The organism is Oricola thermophila (assembly GCF_013358405.1).
In the GTDB taxonomy this organism is placed as follows: domain Bacteria; phylum Pseudomonadota; class Alphaproteobacteria; order Rhizobiales; family Rhizobiaceae; genus Oricola; species Oricola thermophila.
Genome location: NZ_CP054836.1, coordinates 2,800,005 through 2,816,481 on the forward strand (window position 1 = coordinate 2,800,005; position 16,477 = coordinate 2,816,481).

Here is a 16,477-nt window from a genome sequence, read left to right on the forward strand (position 1 = left end):
GGCAGCCCGGGTCCGGATCAGGCCCCGGCCTCGAGCGCGCGGGCACGCTCCGCCTGGCGCGAAAGCACCGTCTTCAGGTCGAACGCAGCCTCCATGAGCGCCTTCGTGTAGTCGCTTTGGGGATTGCCGAAAATCTCCTCCGTCGGCCCCTGCTCGACGATGTCGCCGGTGCGCATGACGACCACGTAGTCGGCAAGCGCGCGCACGACGGCAAGGTCGTGGCTGATGAAGATGAAGGAGAGGTCGTAACGCTCCTGGATCTCGCGCAGGAGCACGATGATCTGCTTCTGCACGGACCGGTCGAGCGCCGATGTCGGCTCGTCCAGCACGACGACCTTCGGCTTCAGGACGATGGCGCGGGCAATGGCGATGCGCTGGCGCTGGCCGCCGGAAAACTCGTGCGGGAAGCGGTTGCGCGATGCCGGGTCGAGGCCGACCTCGCGCAGGGCCTGGACGGCGCGCTCGTCGCGCTGCTTCGCCGTCAGCTCCGGCTCGTGAACCAAGAGGCCCTCGGTGACGATCTCGCCGGCTGTCAGGCGCGGCGACAGCGAGCCGTACGGGTCCTGGAAGACCATCTGCAGGTTGCGCCGGAGAGGCAGGATCTCCTTGCGGCCGGACACGCCGCTGATCTCGCGGCCCTGGAACACGACGCGGCCCTCCGACGGGATCAGCTGCAGCAGCGCGCGGCCGAGAGTCGACTTGCCGGACCCCGACTCGCCGACGATGCCGATGGTCTGCCTGCGCCGCAGCGTAAGGCCGACATCCCGCACCGCGCGAACCTCGAAGCGGCGGCCGGAGAGCAGGCCGCCGCGCCGCAGGAAGGTGACGGAGACATTGTCGGCGGAGAGCAGGATGTCGGCATCCCCGGAGACGGGCGGCTTGGAGCCTTCCGGCTCGGCGGCAAGCAGCATCCTCGTGTAGTCGTGGCGCGGTGCGGCGAATATGTCGGCGGCGGCCCCCTCCTCCACCACCTGGCCCTTGCGCATGACATAGACGCGGTCGGCGAAGGCCTCGACGATGCCGAGGTCATGGGTGATGAAGATGATCGCCATGCCGAGACGCGCCTGCAGCTCGGCGAGCAGGCCGAGGATCTCGGCCTGGATGGTGACGTCGAGCGCGGTCGTCGGCTCGTCGGCGATCAGCAGGTCGGGATCGTTGGAGAGCGCCATGGCGATCATGACGCGCTGGCGCTGCCCGCCCGACAGTTCGTGCGGGTAGGAGTCGATGCGGCGCTCGGGATCGGGAATCTGCACCAGGCGGAGCAGTTCCAGCGCGCGGGCGCGCGCCTGCTGCGCCGTCATGCCGCCATGCACCATCAGCGGCTCTGCCATCTGCCGGCCGATGGTGTAGAGCGGATCGAGCGAGGTCATCGGCTCCTGGAAGATCATGGTGACCTTGTTGCCGCGGATCTCGTTGAGCCGTCGGCCCGGCATGCCGATCAGCTCGCGGTCGCGGTACCGCGCCGACCCGCTCGCGCTGCCGTTGGAGGCCAGCAGGCCCATCGCCGCCATCATCACCTGGCTCTTGCCGGAGCCGGATTCGCCGACGACGGCGACGGTCTCGCCGGAATGGACCGTCATGTCGACACCGTTGACGGCATCGACCGTGCCGTCCGGCGTGTCGAAGGAAACCCGGAGATCCCGGATCGTGAATATCGGTTCCGCAGCCATGTCAGCGATCCTTCGGGTCGAGCGCGTCGCGCAGCCCGTCGCCCAGGAAGTTGAGGGCGAAGAGCAGCACGGTCAGCGCGATGGACGGATAGATGAGCATGTAGGGCGCGCCGCGCATGTTCTTGGCGCCCTCGGAGATCAGCACGCCGAGCGAGGTCATCGGCTCCTGCACGCCGAGGCCGAGGAAGGAGAGGAAGCTCTCCAGCAGGATGACCTTGGGGATCAGCAGCGTCATGTAGATGATGATGGGGCCCAGCGTGTTGGGAATGATGTGCCTGCGCACGATGCCGCCGGAACTGACGCCCAGCGCCTCGGCGGCGAGAACGAATTCGCGCCGTCGCAGCGAAATCGTCTGGCCGCGCACGATGCGCGCTATGTCGAGCCACTCGACGGCGCCGACGGCGATGAACATGAGGATCACGTTGCGGCCGAAAAACACCACCAGCAGGATGACGAAGAAGATGAAGGGCAGCGAGTAGATGATGTCGACGACGCGCATCATCACATTGTCGATCCGCCCGCCGAGGAAGCCGGCCGTCGCGCCGTAGGCGACGCCGATCAGCAGCGCGACACAGGTCGCCAGCGCGCCGATCATCAGCGATATCCGGATCGAGATCAGGATGCGGGCGAACAGGTCGCGGCCGTTGGCATCGGTGCCGAAGATGAAGCGCAGGCGCTGCACCTCGGCCTCCATGACGACCGAGCGGCCGTCATCCGAACTGCTTGCGATGCGCGTATCCGTGAACAGGTCGGAGCGGTCGAGATAGCGCGTCACGCGCGGGTCGATCTCGCGCGACGATTCCGCCTCGATTCGTATGACACCGCCGTCCACGGCGATATCGCGCAGGTCCAGCCGTGCCCGCGACAGCGCCTTCTCGGCCTCCGGCACGATCTGGTCGGCGCGCGGATAGGGCTCGAGGCTGGCCGGCACCTTCACATACTCGGAATAGACGGTGGCGTAGTGGTGCGGGCTGAGCATGGGGCCGAAAATGCCGGCGAACACGTAGACGACGAGAATGACAATGCTCGCCATCGCCGCCTTGTTGCGGCGCAGGCGCAGGAACGCGGTCTCCCACAAGGAGCGGCTTCTCATTTCCGGCGCCGGGTTCTGAACGCTTGCAGCATCGGTCATGGCGGGCCTCAATCGTAGCGCACGCGCGGATCCAGCGCGGCATAGAGAAGGTCGACAATCAGATTGAACACGACCACGAAGACGGCGACGATGATGACGGTGCCCATCACCAGCGTGTAATCGCGGTTGAGCGCACCCTGCACGAAATAGCGACCGACGCCCGGAAGGCCAAAGATCGATTCGACGACCACGGATCCGGTCAGCAGTGCGGCGGCTGCGGGGCCGAGATAGGAAACCGCCGGCAGCGCGGCAGCGCGCAGTGAATGGGTGACGACGATCATGCGGACCGGCAGGCCGTAGGCGCGGGCAGTGCGCACGTGGTCGGAACGCAACGCCTCGATCATCGAGCCGCGCATCAGCCGCGCAATCACCGCGACCTGCGGCAGGGCAAGAGTGATCACGGGAAGCAGCATGTGCTGCAGCGAGCCGCCATCCCAGCCCCCCGCCGGCAGCCAGCCAAGCCAGACGCCGAAAACCAGGGACAGGACGGGCGCGACGACGAAATTGGGAATGGTGATGCCGAAGGTGGCAATCGTGATCACCGCGTAGTCGACCCACCCGTTCTGGCGCAGCGCGGCAATGGTGCCGAGCACCGTTCCGAGGATGAAGGCCAGCAGAAGGGCGAGGCTGCCAAGCTGGACCGAGACCGGCAGGCCGTTGCCCAAAAGCTGCTGAACGGAGAAGTCGCGATAGATGAAGCTCGGCCCGAGATCGCCGCGGAAGAGATTGCCGAGATAGTAGAAATACTGTTCCCACACCGGCCTATCTAGATGGAAGACCCGGTTCAGGTTCTCCAGCACCTTGGCCTCGAGAGTGCGCTCGCGGTCGAACGGGCCGCCCGGCGCCACCCGCATCAGAAAGAAGGAAATGGTGATGATCAGGAACAGTGTAGGGATCGCGCCGAGAAGGCGGCGTATCGCGTAACCGAACATTGGCTACAACCTTCCTGTTTGCACCATAGCCCGCCCGGCCGCGAGGCCGGACGGAACGATGATGCGACTGTTACTCGCTGATGCTCAGGAAGCGCGTCGCGTGAACGTGCTGGATGTTGTCCTCCCAGCCCTTGAGCTTGGGAGAAACCACCGCGAGCGATGAGTAGAACAGCAGCGGGATGAACGGCATGTCCCGCATGAAGATGGCCTCGGCCTCGCGCAGGATCTCCGCGCGCTTGGCCAGGTCGGTTTCCGCCGCGGCCTTGTCCAGGAGCGCGTCATACTCCGGGTTGTCATACTGGGCGTAGTTGAAGCCCGGATTGTCGGCCTCGACCAAGAACAGGAAGTTCTGCGGGTCGGAATAGTCGCCGATCCAGCCGGCGCGCGCCACGTCGAAATCCTTGTCGTCGCGCAGCATCGCGTAGTGGGCCGAGATGTCTCGAACGTTGAATTCCACATTGACGCCGAGAGGCTTCCACATCTCGGCAATCGCGGTGGCCGTGTTCTTGTGGTTCTCGGAGTTGTTGTAGGAAATCTCCAGCGTGACCGGATTGTCCGGACCGTAACCGGCCTCGGTCATCAGCTCGACCGCCTTGTCCTCGCGATCAAGCAGCGGCATGTCCGCCCATTCGGCCTCGGCGCCGCCGCCCTCGTAGTTGCCGATGCCCGGCGGCACGAGAGAGAAGGCGGGCAGCATGGCGCCGGCCCAGATTTCCTCGCCGAGGAACTCGCGGTCGATGGCCATCGCCAGCGCCTGGCGTACGCGCACGTCCGAAAGCGGCTCGCGCTTCATGTTGAGCGCGTAGTAGTATGTTCCCAGATAGGGCGTGATGCGGACCTGGTCGCCCAGCCGCTCCTTGAGCGAGGCGATCTGCTCGGTCGGAAGGTCCTCGCAGCTCAGCACCTCGCCGGCCTCGAAACGGCGCACGCAGGCGGCGCGATCCTCGATCGACAGGTACTCGACCCGGTCGATCTGCACGTTGGCCGCGTCATGGAAATTCTCGTTCTTCTCCATGACGATCTTGTCGTTCGGCTGGAACGAGACGAGCTTGTAGGCGCCGTTGGACACCATGTTCTCCGGCAGCACGAAATCGGAACCGTGTTCCTTCACCGACGCCGGATGGACCGGAAGGCCGGTCTGGTGCGTCAGCAACTCGAGGAAATAGGGCGTCGCCTGTTCCAGGGTGATCTCGAGCGTCCGGTCGTCAAGCGCGACCACGCCCAGCTCGGACGTGTCCATCTCGCCCTTGTTGATGCTCTCGGCATTCTTGATGGGGTAGAGGATGTTGGCGTATTTCGCCCCGGTCTCGGGCGTCATGATCCTCTGCAGCGAAAAGACGAAATCGCCGGCGACCACCGGATCGCCGTTCGACCACTTCGCGTCCCCGCGCAGCTTGAAGGTGTACACCGTGCCGTCGCCGGACACCTCCCAGCTCTCGGCCACGCCCGGAATGATGTTGGCAGCCGCGTCATAGACAACGAGGCCCTCGTAGAGATCGCGCAGGATGCGCGCCTCGATGGTGGTCGAGGTCTTGTGCTGATCCAGTGTTTCCGGATCACCGTCATTGCCCCGCACATAGGTCACGGCATTGGCAAGTCCGGCGCTGCCCGCGAGCATGGAAGCCGCAAGCAATGCTGTCATCAGATGTTTCATGGAAACCTCCTGTAGGTGGGCCGGCCGGCGGCAGCGCCCCGGCGCGGATCGAACCAGTATTCAGAAACAATCCGGGCGGCAGGTCAAACGCAAGTTTTCGCAATTGCGACATATGAAAGCACCGACACGCGCGCTTGCCCGAGGCCATCTCCGCCGGCCTCGACGAGTCGATCTCGCCGGACGGAACGGAAACGCCAGAAGAACCGGCAGTAACAGCCCGTCGGGCCCGCGTTCTTCTTTCCGAATTACGCACAATGGATAATTGCGGCGGTCCGTCGCAATCCGTTACCACCAATGCTCCGGCCGGGAATTCCCGGAATTGTTGCCGGAAGACAGTTACTCATTTTGGGAGGAGCCATATGAGCAAGAAGTTCATCATAAATCGCCGGTCCGTGCTGAAATACGGCGGCGTCGCCTCGGCGGCGCTGGCAACACCGTACTTCTTCACGCGCGGCGCGCTCGCACAGAGCGAGAACTACCGCAATGCGCCGAAAGGCGGCACGGTGACCTTCGGGTTCAACGTACCGCAGACCGGCGCATATGCCGACGAGGGCGCCGACGAGCTGCGTGCATACGAGCTCGCCGTCGAACACATCAACGCCGGCGGCGGCGGCATGCTGGACACCTTCTCGTCCTCCGCGCTGCGCGACGCGGGCGGCGGCGTCAACGGAAAGAAGGTCGAGTTCGTCACCGGCGACACCCAGACCAAGTCCGACGCGGCCCGTGCATCCGCCAAGCGCATGATCGAGAATGACGGCGCCATCATGATCACCGGCGGCTCGTCCTCGGGTGTCGCGATTGCCGTCCAGGGCCTTTGCCAGGAGGCCGGCGTCATCTTCATGGCCGGCCTGACCCACTCCAACGACACGACCGGCAAGGACAAGCGCGCCAACGGTTTCCGCCACTTCTTCAACACCGAGATGACGGGCGCCGCCCTCGCCCCGGTGCTCAAGAACAACTACGGCACCGACCGCAAGGCCTACCACCTGACGGCCGACTACACCTGGGGCTGGTCGCAGGAAGAGTCGATCAAGAAGTACACCGAACAGCTCGGCTGGGAGACGGTCGCGGCCGTCCGCACCCCGCTCGGCGCCGGCGACTTCTCGCAGTACATCACGCCGGTGCTGAACTCCGGCGCCGACGTGCTGGTGCTGAACCACTACGGCAAGGACATGGTCAACTCGCTGACCCAGGCCGTCCAGTTCGGGCTGCGTGACAAGCAGGTCAACGGCAAGAACTTCGAGATCGTCGTCCCGCTCTACTCGCGCCTGATGGCCCAGGGCGCCGGCGAGAACGTGAAGGGCATCTTCGGTTCGACCAACTGGCACTGGTCGCTGCAGGACGAGGCCTCCCAGGCCTTCGTCAAGTCGTTCGGCGAAAAGTACGGCTTCCCGCCGTCCCAGGCTGCGCACACCTGCTACTGCCAGGCCATCCTCTACGCGGACGCCTGCCAGCGTGCCGGCACCTTCCGCCCGTCGGCGGTCGGCGCTGCGCTGGAGGACTTCGAGTTCGACGGTCTCGGCAACGGCCCGGTCCTCTACCGGGGCGACGACCACCAGTGCTTCAAGGACATCCTTGTCGTGAAGGGCAAGGAGAACCCGTCGTCCAAGTTCGACCTCCTGGAAGTCGTGGAAGTGACGCCGCGCGCCCAGGTCGAATACCCGGCCGAACTGCTCGGCGGCGAGCTCGGCCCGTACAACGACGGCGAAGCCTAAACCGCAATCGACCGCAACCGGCCGGCCGCCACATCGGCGGCCGGTTCGCAATCGGGACAACAATCCAAATCCGCCGACCGAGGTCGCCGGATCAGTTCGCGGTAGCTTAAAATGGACGCAATATTCCTTCAGATTCTGAACGGATTGGACAAGGGCGGCGCCTATGCGCTCATCGCGCTCGGCCTGACGCTCGTCTTCGGCACGCTCGGCGTCGTGAACTTCGCGCACGGCGCGCTGTTCATGCTCGGCTCCTTCTGTGCCGTCACGCTCAACCGGCTTTTCAACCTTTCCTTCGTGCGGGTCAGCGAGACCGAGAAGGACTTCCTCGGCAACCCGCTGAAGGAGCAGGTTCCCTACCTGCAGGAGTGGTTCGGCCCGCAGGTCAGCGGCTTCCTGCTCGAATGGTCGGTTCCACTATCCATCCTGCTCGCCATCATCGTCATGGCGGCGGTCGGCGTCATCATGGAACGCGGACTGATCAAGCATTTCTACAAGCGGCCGCATGCCGACCAGATCCTGGTCACCTTCGGCCTGGCCATCGTCCTGCAGGAAATCGTGCGGCACTATTTCGGCGCCAACCCGATCCCGCAGTCGGCGCCCGCCATCTTCGCCGGCGCTGCCGATGTCGGCAGCTGGGTGGGACTCGGCGAGAACGTCTACTATCCGTGGTGGCGGCTGATCTACTTCCTGTTCTCGGCCGTGGTGATCTTCGGAGTCTTCGCCTTCCTGCAGTTCACGACCTTCGGCATGGTGGTGCGCGCGGGCATGCAGGACCGCGAGACCGTGGGCCTGCTCGGCATCAACATCCAGCGGCGATTCACGATCGTGTTCGGACTGGCCGCCGCGGTGGCAGGCATCGCCGGGGCGATGTACACGCCGATCCTGCCACCCGACTACCACATGGGCATGGACTTCCTGGTGCTGTCCTTCGTCGTGGTGGTCGTCGGCGGGATGGGATCGCTGTCGGGCGCGGTGCTGGCCGGCTTCCTGCTGGGCATCCTGCAGAGCATCGCCTCGATGAACGAAATCAAAAGCATCCTTCCCGGCATCGACCAGATCATCATCTATCTCGTCGCGGTGATCGTCCTGCTCACGCTGCCGCGCGGGCTGATGGGACGCAAGGGCGTGATGGAGGAATGACAACATGCTGAAATCACTTACCCGCAACGACTGGCTGCTGCTGATCGGATTCTCCGTCATCGTGCTGATCCTGCCATGGGCGCTCCAGCCCATCGGCGCAGCCTATCCGGACCTGCTGCAGAAATTCGCGATCTACGGAATCTTCGCGATCGGCTTCAACATCCTGTTCGGCCTGACCGGCTACCTGTCCTTCGGCCACGCCGCCTTCATCGGCGTCGGCTCCTACGTGGCCGTGTGGTCGTTCAAGCTGCTGACCATGAACGTGCTGCCGGCGGTGATCCTGTCGGTCGGCACGGCGGGGCTGTTCGCCTTCATGATCGGCTACGTGTCCCTGCGCCGCTCCGGCATCTACTTCTCGATCCTGACGCTCGCATTCGCGCAGATGAGCTACAATCTCGCCTACTCGGTGCTCACCCCGATCACCAACGGCGAGACCGGGCTGCAGGTGCGCGCCATCCGCGAAAGCGCCGCCGTCCCGCTGCGCGACGGCGACGTGCGCATCATCGACCAGGCGCTCGGCATCCACGAGATCGGCGTGCCGATCACCAACCTGTTCGGCATGAAGATGAGCGGCTATCCGGGCTTCTATTTCTGCGCCGTGCTGCTGATCGCCTGCTTCTTCATCGCCCTGTGCATCACCAAGTCGAATTTCGGCATGATGCTGAAGGCGATCAAGTCCAACCAGAACCGGCTCAACTACACCGGCGTCCACACGCGCCCCTACCTGATCTCGGCCTTCGTGATCTCGGGCATGTATGCCGGCCTGGCCGGTTCGCTGCTGGCGATCACCGACCCGATCGCGGGCGCGGAACGCATGCAGTGGACGGCATCGGGCGAGGTCGTGCTGATGACGATCCTCGGCGGCGCCGGCACGCTCGTCGGCCCGGTGCTCGGCGCCGGACTGATCAAGTACGCGGAGCAGAAGGTCTCGTCATGGAACGAGGGCATCCTGCACGACGCCCTCTCGTTCCTGCCCGACGGCATGGAGGACTTCCTCGTCAGCACCTTCTCGCTCTTCGTCGGGGAAGGCTGGCACCTGACGCTCGGCCTTCTGTTCATGGTCATCGTGATCTTCCTGCCCGGCGGGCTGATGGAGGGCGCGCGCCGCATCGGCGCCGCCTTCGGTCGCGGCCGCGCCAGCGAAGCCACCATCGCCAAGCCGGCGGAATAAGGGGGAATCGACATGCTAGATGCTGCAGTCACACGACAGGACGAAGGCGAGCCCGGCTTCAAGACGGGCATCCCGGACAAGGTCCTGCACATCGACGACGTGCACAAGAGCTTCGCCGGCCTGCATGCGCTCTCCGACGTCGACCTCGACGTCCGCCAGGGCGAGACGCATGCCATCATCGGCCCCAACGGCGCCGGCAAGTCGACGCTGCTCAATGTCTGCGTCGGCCGGCTGAAGCCCGACCGCGGGGCGGTGATCTTCGACGGCGACACCCTGACCGGCAAGGCGCCGCACGAGATCAACCAGCTCGGCGTCGCCCGCGTGTTCCAGACGCCGGAGGTCTTTCTCGAACTGACCGTGCTGGAAAACGTCATGGTGCCGGCGCTGTCTAAGCGGGACGGCCATTTCAAGCTCAACCCCTTCGCCGCATTCGGCGCGGAAAAGGCGATCCGCGAGGAGGCCATCGAGATCATCCACAATGTCGGCCTGCACGCGCAGCTCAACGACGTCGCCTCCAGCATGTCGCGCGGCGACAAGAGGCGGCTGGAACTGGCCATGTGCCTGATCCAGCATCCCAAGCTGCTTCTGCTCGACGAGCCGACAGCCGGCATGGCGCGCGCCGACACCAACGCGACGATCGACCTCCTGAAGAAGATCAAGGAAGGCGGCATGACCAAGGTCATCATCGAGCACGACATGCATGTCGTGTTCTCGCTCGCCGACCGGATCAGCGTGCTTGCCGGCGGGCGCATCATCGCGCAGGGCACGCCCGAGCAGATCAAGAACGATCCGCGGGTCAAGGAAGCCTATCTCGGGGAGGAACAGGTATGACGACCGGGGCAGAGACGACGATCCGTCCGACGGCGGCGGATCCGAAATCGCAATATTTCGCGGTACGCAACCTGCGGGCCTATTACGGCGACAGCTACATCGTCCAGAATGTCTCCTTCGACATCAACGAGGGCGAGATCCTGGCGCTGCTCGGCCGCAACGGCGCGGGAAAGACCTCGACCCTGCGGACCATCGCCCGGGCCGGTTCGCCGGACCTGCGGTCCGGCGAGATCTGGCTTAAGGGCGAACCGGTGCACCAGATGCAGTCGTTCCAGGCGGCGCTGCACGGCATCCAGCTGGTGCCCGAGGACCGACGCATCATCCCCGGCATGACAGTGGAGGAAAACCTGGACCTCGCCTGCATCTCCGGCGAACTCGGCTGGGACTACGAGCGCATCTACGCCCTGTTCCCGCGGTTGAAGGAACGGCGGAAGCAGGAAGGCACGACGCTCTCGGGCGGCGAACAGCAAATGCTTGCGATCGCCCGCGCCCTGGCACGCGACCTGAAGCTGCTGCTTCTCGACGAGCCCTACGAGGGCCTTGCACCGGTGGTGCGCCACGACATCGAGAAGGCGCTGATCGAGGTCCGCAACGCCGGCATCACGACCATCATCGTCGAGCAGAACGCCGTGGCGGCGCTGAAACTCGCCGACCGGGCCGTGATCCTCGACACCGGCGAGGTGGCCTATGACGGCACCGCGCAGGAAGTGCTCGACAACGAGAAGCTGCGGCACGACTACCTGGCAATCTGACCGTCGGCGCATCGCAATTTGAAGGCCCGCCTCGCGCGGGCCTTTCGCTATCCAGGCCCTCATGACAGCAAGACATGGAGGCCGGTTCCTGCCGGAAACGGCGACAGCGCCCCGACAGGACAAGCCGCCTCTCCCGAAACGAAAACGGGGGGCACGAAGCCCCCCGATCATCCGTTCGACGGAATGATGCGCGGTCAGTCGACCAGCGGCAGAAGCGAGTCGATCGACTTCTTGGCGTCACCGTAGAACATGCGCGTGTTCTCCTTGAAGAACAGCGGGTTCTCGATGCCCGAATAGCCGGTGCCCTGGCCGCGCTTGGAGACGAAGACCTGCTTGGCCTTCCAGACCTCCAGCACCGGCATGCCCGCGATGGGAGAGTTGGGGTCCTCCTGGGCAGCCGGGTTCACGATGTCGTTGGCCCCGATGATGATGACGACATCCGTTTCCGGGAAATCGTCGTTGATCTCGTCCATCTCGAGAACGATGTCGTAGGGCACCTTCGCCTCGGCGAGCAGCACGTTCATGTGGCCCGGCAGGCGGCCGGCAACCGGGTGGATGCCGAAACGCACCTCCTTGCCCTTGGCGCGCAGCTTGCGCGTCAGCTCGGAGACCGACTGCTGCGCCTGGGCCACCGCCATGCCGTAACCCGGGACGATGATGACGCTCTCGGCATCGTTCAGCGCGGCGGCGACGCCGTCGGCGTCGATCGCCACCTGCTCGCCCTCGACCTCCATCGCCGGCCCCGACTCACCGCCGAAACCGCCAAGGATGACCGAGATGAAACTGCGGTTCATCGCCTTGCACATGATGTAGGACAGGATCGCGCCCGACGAGCCGACCAGCGCGCCGACGACGATCAGCAGGTCGTTGGACAGCGAGAAGCCGATGGCCGCGGCCGCCCAGCCCGAGTAGGAGTTGAGCATCGACACGACGACCGGCATGTCGGCGCCGCCGATGCCCATGATCAGGTGGTAGCCGATGAAGAAGGCGAGCAGCGCCATCACGGCCAGCGTCCACGTCCCCGCGCCCGCCAGGTACATGACCAGAAGGATGAGCGAGAGGATCGCAGCGCCGGCATTGAGCGCGTGTCCGCCCGGCAGCTTGGTGGCCTTGGAGCCGACCTTCCCGGCCAGCTTGCCATAGGCGATGACCGAGCCGGTGAAGGTTACCGCGCCGATGAAGACGCCGAGGAAGACCTCGATCTTCAACACGTTGATCTCGGCCGGTGTCTTGGCCGCGACCTTGAGCGCGAAGCCCTTCAGGGCGGCCAGCGCCGACGTGTCGGAAGCGGCCTGCATGGCCGCAACGCGAACCATCTCGAACTCGGCGTTGAAGCCGATGAAGACCGCCGCGAGGCCGACCAGCGAATGCATGGCGGCAACAAGCTGCGGCATTTCCGTCATCTGGACGCGGTTGGCGATGTACCAGCCGATCACGCCGCCGCCGGCGACCAGGATGACCGAAAGCCACCAGTTGCCCGCGCCCGGCCCGATCAGCGTGGCGAAAACCGCCAGCGCCATGCCGGCGATGCCGTACCAGACGGCGCGCTTCGCGCTTTCCTGGCCCGACAGGCCGCCAAGGGACAGGATGAAAAGAACCGCCGCAACGACATAGGCGGCCGTGGTGAATCCGTATTCCATCGCTCGCCTCTCTCCTTAAGACTTCTGGAACATGGCGAGCATGCGCCGGGTGACGAGGAAGCCACCGAATATGTTGATCCCGGCCATGAAGACCGACAGGGCGGCCAGCAGCAGAACGAGCCACGAGCCCGAGCCGATCTGCATCAGTGCCCCGAGAATGATGATCGAGGAAATCGCGTTGGTGACGGCCATCAGCGGCGTGTGCAGCGCGTGGCTGACATTCCAGATCACCTGGAAGCCGACGAAGACAGCAAGCACGAAGACGATGAAGTGCTGCATGAAGCTGGCCGGCGCGAACAGCCCGGCAAGCAGGATCGCCGCGCCGCCGACGGCAAGCAGGGTCACCTGCTGCTTCGTCTGCGCCTTGAAGGCCGCCATTTCCTGCGCCCGCTTTTCCTCCGGTGTCAGCTCCCTCGGCTTCTCCTTCGGCTTCGCCGCGGCGATGGCCTGGACCTTCGGCGGCGGCGGCGGGAAGGTGATCTCGCCCTGGTGCGCGACGGTCGCGCCGCGGATGACGTCATCCTCCATGTCGTGAACCACCTTGCCGTCCTTGCCCGGCGTCAGGTCCGTCATCATGTGGCGGACGTTGGTGGCGTAAAGCGTGGACGACTGCGATGCCATGCGGCTCGGGAAATCCGTGTAGCCGATGATGGTGACGCCGTTCTTGGTGACGACCTTCTCGTCTGCCACCGTGAGATCGCAGTTGCCGCCACGCTCGGCCGCGAGGTCGACGACCACGGACCCCGGCTTCATGGACTCGACCATGTCCTTCAGCCACAGTTTCGGCGCGTCGCGGCCAGGGATCAGCGCCGTGGTGATGACGATGTCCATCTCGGGCGCCAGCTCGCGGAACTTGGCAAGCTGCTTCTCGCGGAACTCGGGGCTCGACGGGGCGGCATAGCCGCCGGTCGCGGCGCTGTCCTGGGTCTCGTCGAACTCGAGATAGACGAACTCGGCGCCCATCGACTCGATCTGCTCGGCGACTTCCGGACGGACGTCGAAGGCATAGGTGATGGCGCCCAGTGATGTCGCCGTGCCGATGGCGGCAAGACCGGCCACGCCGGCACCGACGACGAGAACCTTGGCCGGCGGAACCTTGCCGGCCGCCGTCACCTGGCCGGTGAAGAAGCGACCGAAATTGTTGCCCGCCTCGATGACGGCGCGATAGCCGGCGATGTTGGCCATGGAGGACAGGGCATCCATCTTCTGCGCGCGGGATATGCGCGGCACCATGTCCATGGCGATGACGCTGGCGCCCTTGTCCTTGCAAAGCTCGAGCAACGCCTCGTTCTGCGCCGGGTAGAAGAAGGAGATCAGCGTCTTGCCCTTGGTCAAACGCTTCGCCTCGGTCTCTGTCGGCGGACGCACCTTGGCGATGATGTCCGCCGCCTTCCACAGCGCGGCCGCCGTCTTGACGACCTCGACGCCGGCCTCGCGATAGGCGGCGTCGGTGAAGCCGGCAGCAACACCCGCACCGGCCTCGATAACGCAGTCATATCCCAGTTTCTGAAGTTGCCTCGCGCTGTCCGGCGTCATGGCGACACGCGCCTCGCCCTTCAGCACTTCCTTCGGTGTTCCGATCTTCAAGCCGCTCTCCGAGTTGCGTGGTTATTCCAAGCCAACGCTGCCGACGATCAGGGGAATGGACAAGCCGCCTCCCCCCGACATCGGCTGCCAGTCCCCCCGATTACAGCGCAAGCTCCCTACAGTCCACAGGTGACTGCATGTCGCAGGAATTTTCCCCGGCGGCGGGCGGGCCGGGCTGGCGGAATGAATCGTGAGGAAATGTCGATGCTAGCGGCGGGCCGGACCGCCGGCGAGCGGCGCCTCGCCGGCGCGGGAGGCGGCCAGCACCGTGAGCAGCGCGCTGTCCGTCTTCTGCCAGTTCCGCAGGTCGGCAGCAAAGGAGCGCGGACCGGCCTGCGCCGCGCCGGCGGCGGCAAGGCGGCCGGCGAGAATGCGCGCCCTGCGACCGACATCGGCATGCCGGCCCGCGGGCCCCGGCACCCGCTTCCGGCGGAGAAGCAGGGTCCTTGCCATGGCGGTTCGCGCGGCAGCATGACCGGGCTTCAGGCGCAGCGCCGCCTCGAAGGCCGCCAGTGCCGGGTCGGTCTGGCCAAGGATCAGAAGGATCCTGCCAAGGCGATACCAGGCGGTCGCGAAGCCGGGGTTGTGCGCGAGCAGGCGGCAATGGGTGTCTGCGGCACCGGCCCAGTCCCTCAGGCCGATCTGCGAACGACCCAGCCTGAACAGAACCCTTATGCCCCCCGGATCATGACCGAGCAGCGAACGGAACCGGCGAACCGCTGTCGCGTGGTCGCCGAGCCGGGCCGAGACCATGCCATGCAGATAGAGCACGCCGCGATCATGCGGCCTGACTTCCAGCACCTGCTCGAAGCCGCGCCTTGCGGCGGAGAAGCTGCGCTCGCGGTAGAGGGCCGCCGACCTTCGCCTCACATAGTCCAGGCAGCGCGGATCCAGCCGGCCCCCGAGATTCTCGCCGCTGCGCGTGCTCAGCACGAGCGAGGTGATGCGCGCCTCGCCGGTCGCGAAGGAATACTTGTACGGCTCGTTGCCGCGCAGGAAGTCGTATCTCGTGAAGCCGCTCGAGATGGCGTACCGGATGGCATGGGCGTGCAGGATCAGCCCCGAGGGCGGGCCCCTGAAGGATTCGTCGCGGCCGCCGATATAGAAATGGCAGGCCTTCTTGCGACGGTCCACGAGAATGGCCAGCATGCTGACCGGACGATCCCCGTGCCAGAACACGGGCATGAACAGCGTGCCGGTCTCGAAGGCGTGGTGCAGGAGCCGGCGATAGGTTTCCAGAATGGTCCCCAGGCGCCGGCCCTTCCTTGCGCCCCACTTGTCCGCCCACATCTTCAGCAGGATCGCGATGTCGCGATTCAGCGTCTCTCTGCCAGAATGGGTGATGCGGAATTCCTGCGATCCCTCGACCTGGCGCAGGAAGCGCCGGATCTTCTGGCGCGTGTTCGCGCTGACGCTCGTCGCCAGGAACTCGTCCCAGTCACCCGGAAGGGCGGCATAGGGACAGACGCTGTTGTCGATGCCGTCGGGATTGACGGGATCAGGCCGCCCGATCTCGAAAGAGGAACCGGAAAACTGCCGAAGGAATATCGCGGCGCGCCTCCCGGAGGCGGCGAAATTGAGAAGCCGGAAATGGCGCCAGTTCATCCGCTGCACGGCGGCGCCGAGGGCCGACAAGGCTTCCTCCTCGTGATCGGGCCTGCAGATCAGGCCGGCATAGTCCGACGAATAGCACCCCGACAGATATATCTCGTTGTAAAAGCCGGTTTCGGCGTGTTTCGTCACGCGGCGCAGCGGAAGGAAAGCGACATATCCGGGACCGCTGCCCGGTTCGCGGACCGCGAGGACGTAGCCGAAACGGCCGGCTCCCTCCGGCGTCCCGAACTGCCATTCATAGGACAGGAAATATGTCGCCTCGGGGTCCGCCTCGTAGACCGCGTTCCAGTGCGGCCGCAATGCGGCGATCGCCTTCCGTCCGTCGATCAGTTCCACGCGCATCGCCGCACCCCTGCCCTTCCGGACAGAAAGCACGGGCCGGATGTCCGGAGGAACGAATTGCCCCGTCACATTGCTAATCCGCCGATTCGACCGGAACAAGTTCGGGCCGCTAGCCAATTCGGGCTAGTACCCCGCCCGTTCGCGGCAAGAAGCGCGACAGCGGAAACCGGCGAAAAGGGCAATTCCTCGAAGGGGAATGGCGCGCCCGAAAGGATTCGAACCTCTGACCCCCAGATTCGTAGTCTGGTGCTCTATCCAGCTGAGCTACGGGCGCGCATTGCGATGCGGGACATCGTG

Annotated in this window: 12 protein-coding genes and 1 tRNA gene; 5 read left to right on the top strand and 8 right to left on the bottom strand. The window is 65.1% G+C overall.

Annotated features, from left to right (window positions below):
- Positions 1 to 17: 17 nt before the first annotated feature.
- From HTY61_RS13465 to HTY61_RS13480, 4 genes are all read right to left on the bottom strand, one after another.
- Positions 18 to 1,670 (bottom strand): ABC transporter ATP-binding protein, encoded by a 1,653-nt coding sequence (locus tag HTY61_RS13465; protein WP_175277286.1) that lies wholly within the window; start codon positions 1,668 to 1,670, stop codon positions 18 to 20.
- Between the two features lies 1 nt (position 1,671).
- Positions 1,672 to 2,802, bottom strand: a complete 1,131-nt coding sequence (locus HTY61_RS13470) for an ABC transporter permease (RefSeq protein WP_175277287.1) — start codon at positions 2,800 to 2,802, stop codon at positions 1,672 to 1,674.
- Positions 2,803 to 2,810: 8 nt separating this feature from the next.
- Positions 2,811 to 3,734 carry an oligopeptide ABC transporter permease OppB gene (oppB, locus tag HTY61_RS13475; RefSeq protein ID WP_175277288.1) on the bottom strand — a complete coding sequence of 308 codons (924 nt, stop codon included), beginning with the start codon at positions 3,732 to 3,734 and terminating at the stop codon, positions 2,811 to 2,813.
- A 70-nt stretch (positions 3,735 to 3,804) separates the two neighbouring features.
- A complete protein-coding gene (locus tag HTY61_RS13480; protein WP_175277289.1) occupies positions 3,805 to 5,388 on the bottom strand; it encodes a peptide ABC transporter substrate-binding protein in 1,584 nt (527 codons plus the stop codon).
- A 359-nt stretch (positions 5,389 to 5,747) separates the two neighbouring features.
- On the opposite strand from HTY61_RS13480, the gene HTY61_RS13485 reads away from it, so the two are divergent.
- From HTY61_RS13485 to HTY61_RS13505, 5 genes are all read left to right on the top strand, one after another.
- The gene (locus HTY61_RS13485) at positions 5,748 to 7,103 is read left to right on the top strand and encodes a substrate-binding protein (protein ID WP_175277290.1); all 1,356 of its coding nucleotides are present in this window, start codon (positions 5,748 to 5,750) and stop codon (positions 7,101 to 7,103) included.
- Positions 7,104 to 7,214: 111 nt separating this feature from the next.
- Positions 7,215 to 8,243 carry a branched-chain amino acid ABC transporter permease gene (locus HTY61_RS13490; RefSeq protein WP_175277291.1) on the top strand — a complete coding sequence of 343 codons (1,029 nt, stop codon included), beginning with the start codon at positions 7,215 to 7,217 and terminating at the stop codon, positions 8,241 to 8,243.
- 4 nt (positions 8,244 to 8,247) lie between these two features.
- Positions 8,248 to 9,414, top strand: coding sequence for a branched-chain amino acid ABC transporter permease (locus HTY61_RS13495; protein ID WP_175277292.1), 1,167 nt, complete (start codon positions 8,248 to 8,250; stop codon positions 9,412 to 9,414).
- A gap of 12 nt (positions 9,415 to 9,426) precedes the next feature.
- Entirely contained in the window at positions 9,427 to 10,245 is an 819-nt protein-coding gene (locus HTY61_RS13500) for an ABC transporter ATP-binding protein (protein ID WP_175277293.1), read from the top strand.
- Positions 10,242 to 10,997 (top strand): ABC transporter ATP-binding protein, encoded by a 756-nt coding sequence (locus tag HTY61_RS13505; RefSeq protein ID WP_175277294.1) that lies wholly within the window; start codon positions 10,242 to 10,244, stop codon positions 10,995 to 10,997. Before HTY61_RS13500 ends, HTY61_RS13505 begins: the two co-directional genes overlap by 4 nt.
- A 194-nt stretch (positions 10,998 to 11,191) precedes the next feature.
- Here HTY61_RS13505 and HTY61_RS13510 read toward each other — a convergent pair whose 3' ends face one another.
- The 4 genes from HTY61_RS13510 to HTY61_RS13525 form a co-directional block, all read right to left on the bottom strand.
- Positions 11,192 to 12,637, bottom strand: a complete 1,446-nt coding sequence (locus HTY61_RS13510) for an NAD(P)(+) transhydrogenase (Re/Si-specific) subunit beta (protein WP_175277295.1) — start codon at positions 12,635 to 12,637, stop codon at positions 11,192 to 11,194.
- Between the two features lie 15 nt (positions 12,638 to 12,652).
- Positions 12,653 to 14,224 carry a Re/Si-specific NAD(P)(+) transhydrogenase subunit alpha gene (locus tag HTY61_RS13515; protein WP_175277296.1) on the bottom strand — a complete coding sequence of 524 codons (1,572 nt, stop codon included), beginning with the start codon at positions 14,222 to 14,224 and terminating at the stop codon, positions 12,653 to 12,655.
- A 207-nt stretch (positions 14,225 to 14,431) separates the two neighbouring features.
- On the bottom strand, positions 14,432 to 16,213 hold the full coding sequence (locus HTY61_RS13520) for a GNAT family N-acetyltransferase (RefSeq protein ID WP_175277297.1): 1,782 nt from the start codon (positions 16,211 to 16,213) through the stop codon (positions 14,432 to 14,434).
- Positions 16,214 to 16,377: 164 nt separating this feature from the next.
- Positions 16,378 to 16,454 (bottom strand) — tRNA-Arg (locus tag HTY61_RS13525).
- Between the last annotated feature and the right edge of the window lie 23 nt (positions 16,455 to 16,477).

Coding starts and splice junctions, on each gene's coding strand:
- HTY61_RS13495 (WP_175277292.1), top strand. CDS start 8,248: ATGCTGAAATCACTTACCCGCAACGACTGGCTGCTGCTGATCGGATTC.
- HTY61_RS13505 (WP_175277294.1), top strand. CDS start 10,242: ATGACGACCGGGGCAGAGACGACGATCCGTCCGACGGCGGCGGATCCG.
- HTY61_RS13470 (WP_175277287.1), bottom strand. CDS start 2,802: ATGACCGATGCTGCAAGCGTTCAGAACCCGGCGCCGGAAATGAGAAGC.
- HTY61_RS13480 (WP_175277289.1), bottom strand. CDS start 5,388: ATGAAACATCTGATGACAGCATTGCTTGCGGCTTCCATGCTCGCGGGC.
- HTY61_RS13510 (WP_175277295.1), bottom strand. CDS start 12,637: ATGGAATACGGATTCACCACGGCCGCCTATGTCGTTGCGGCGGTTCTT.
- oppB (WP_175277288.1), bottom strand. CDS start 3,734: ATGTTCGGTTACGCGATACGCCGCCTTCTCGGCGCGATCCCTACACTG.
- HTY61_RS13465 (WP_175277286.1), bottom strand. CDS start 1,670: ATGGCTGCGGAACCGATATTCACGATCCGGGATCTCCGGGTTTCCTTC.
- HTY61_RS13485 (WP_175277290.1), top strand. CDS start 5,748: ATGAGCAAGAAGTTCATCATAAATCGCCGGTCCGTGCTGAAATACGGC.
- HTY61_RS13490 (WP_175277291.1), top strand. CDS start 7,215: ATGGACGCAATATTCCTTCAGATTCTGAACGGATTGGACAAGGGCGGC.
- HTY61_RS13500 (WP_175277293.1), top strand. CDS start 9,427: ATGCTAGATGCTGCAGTCACACGACAGGACGAAGGCGAGCCCGGCTTC.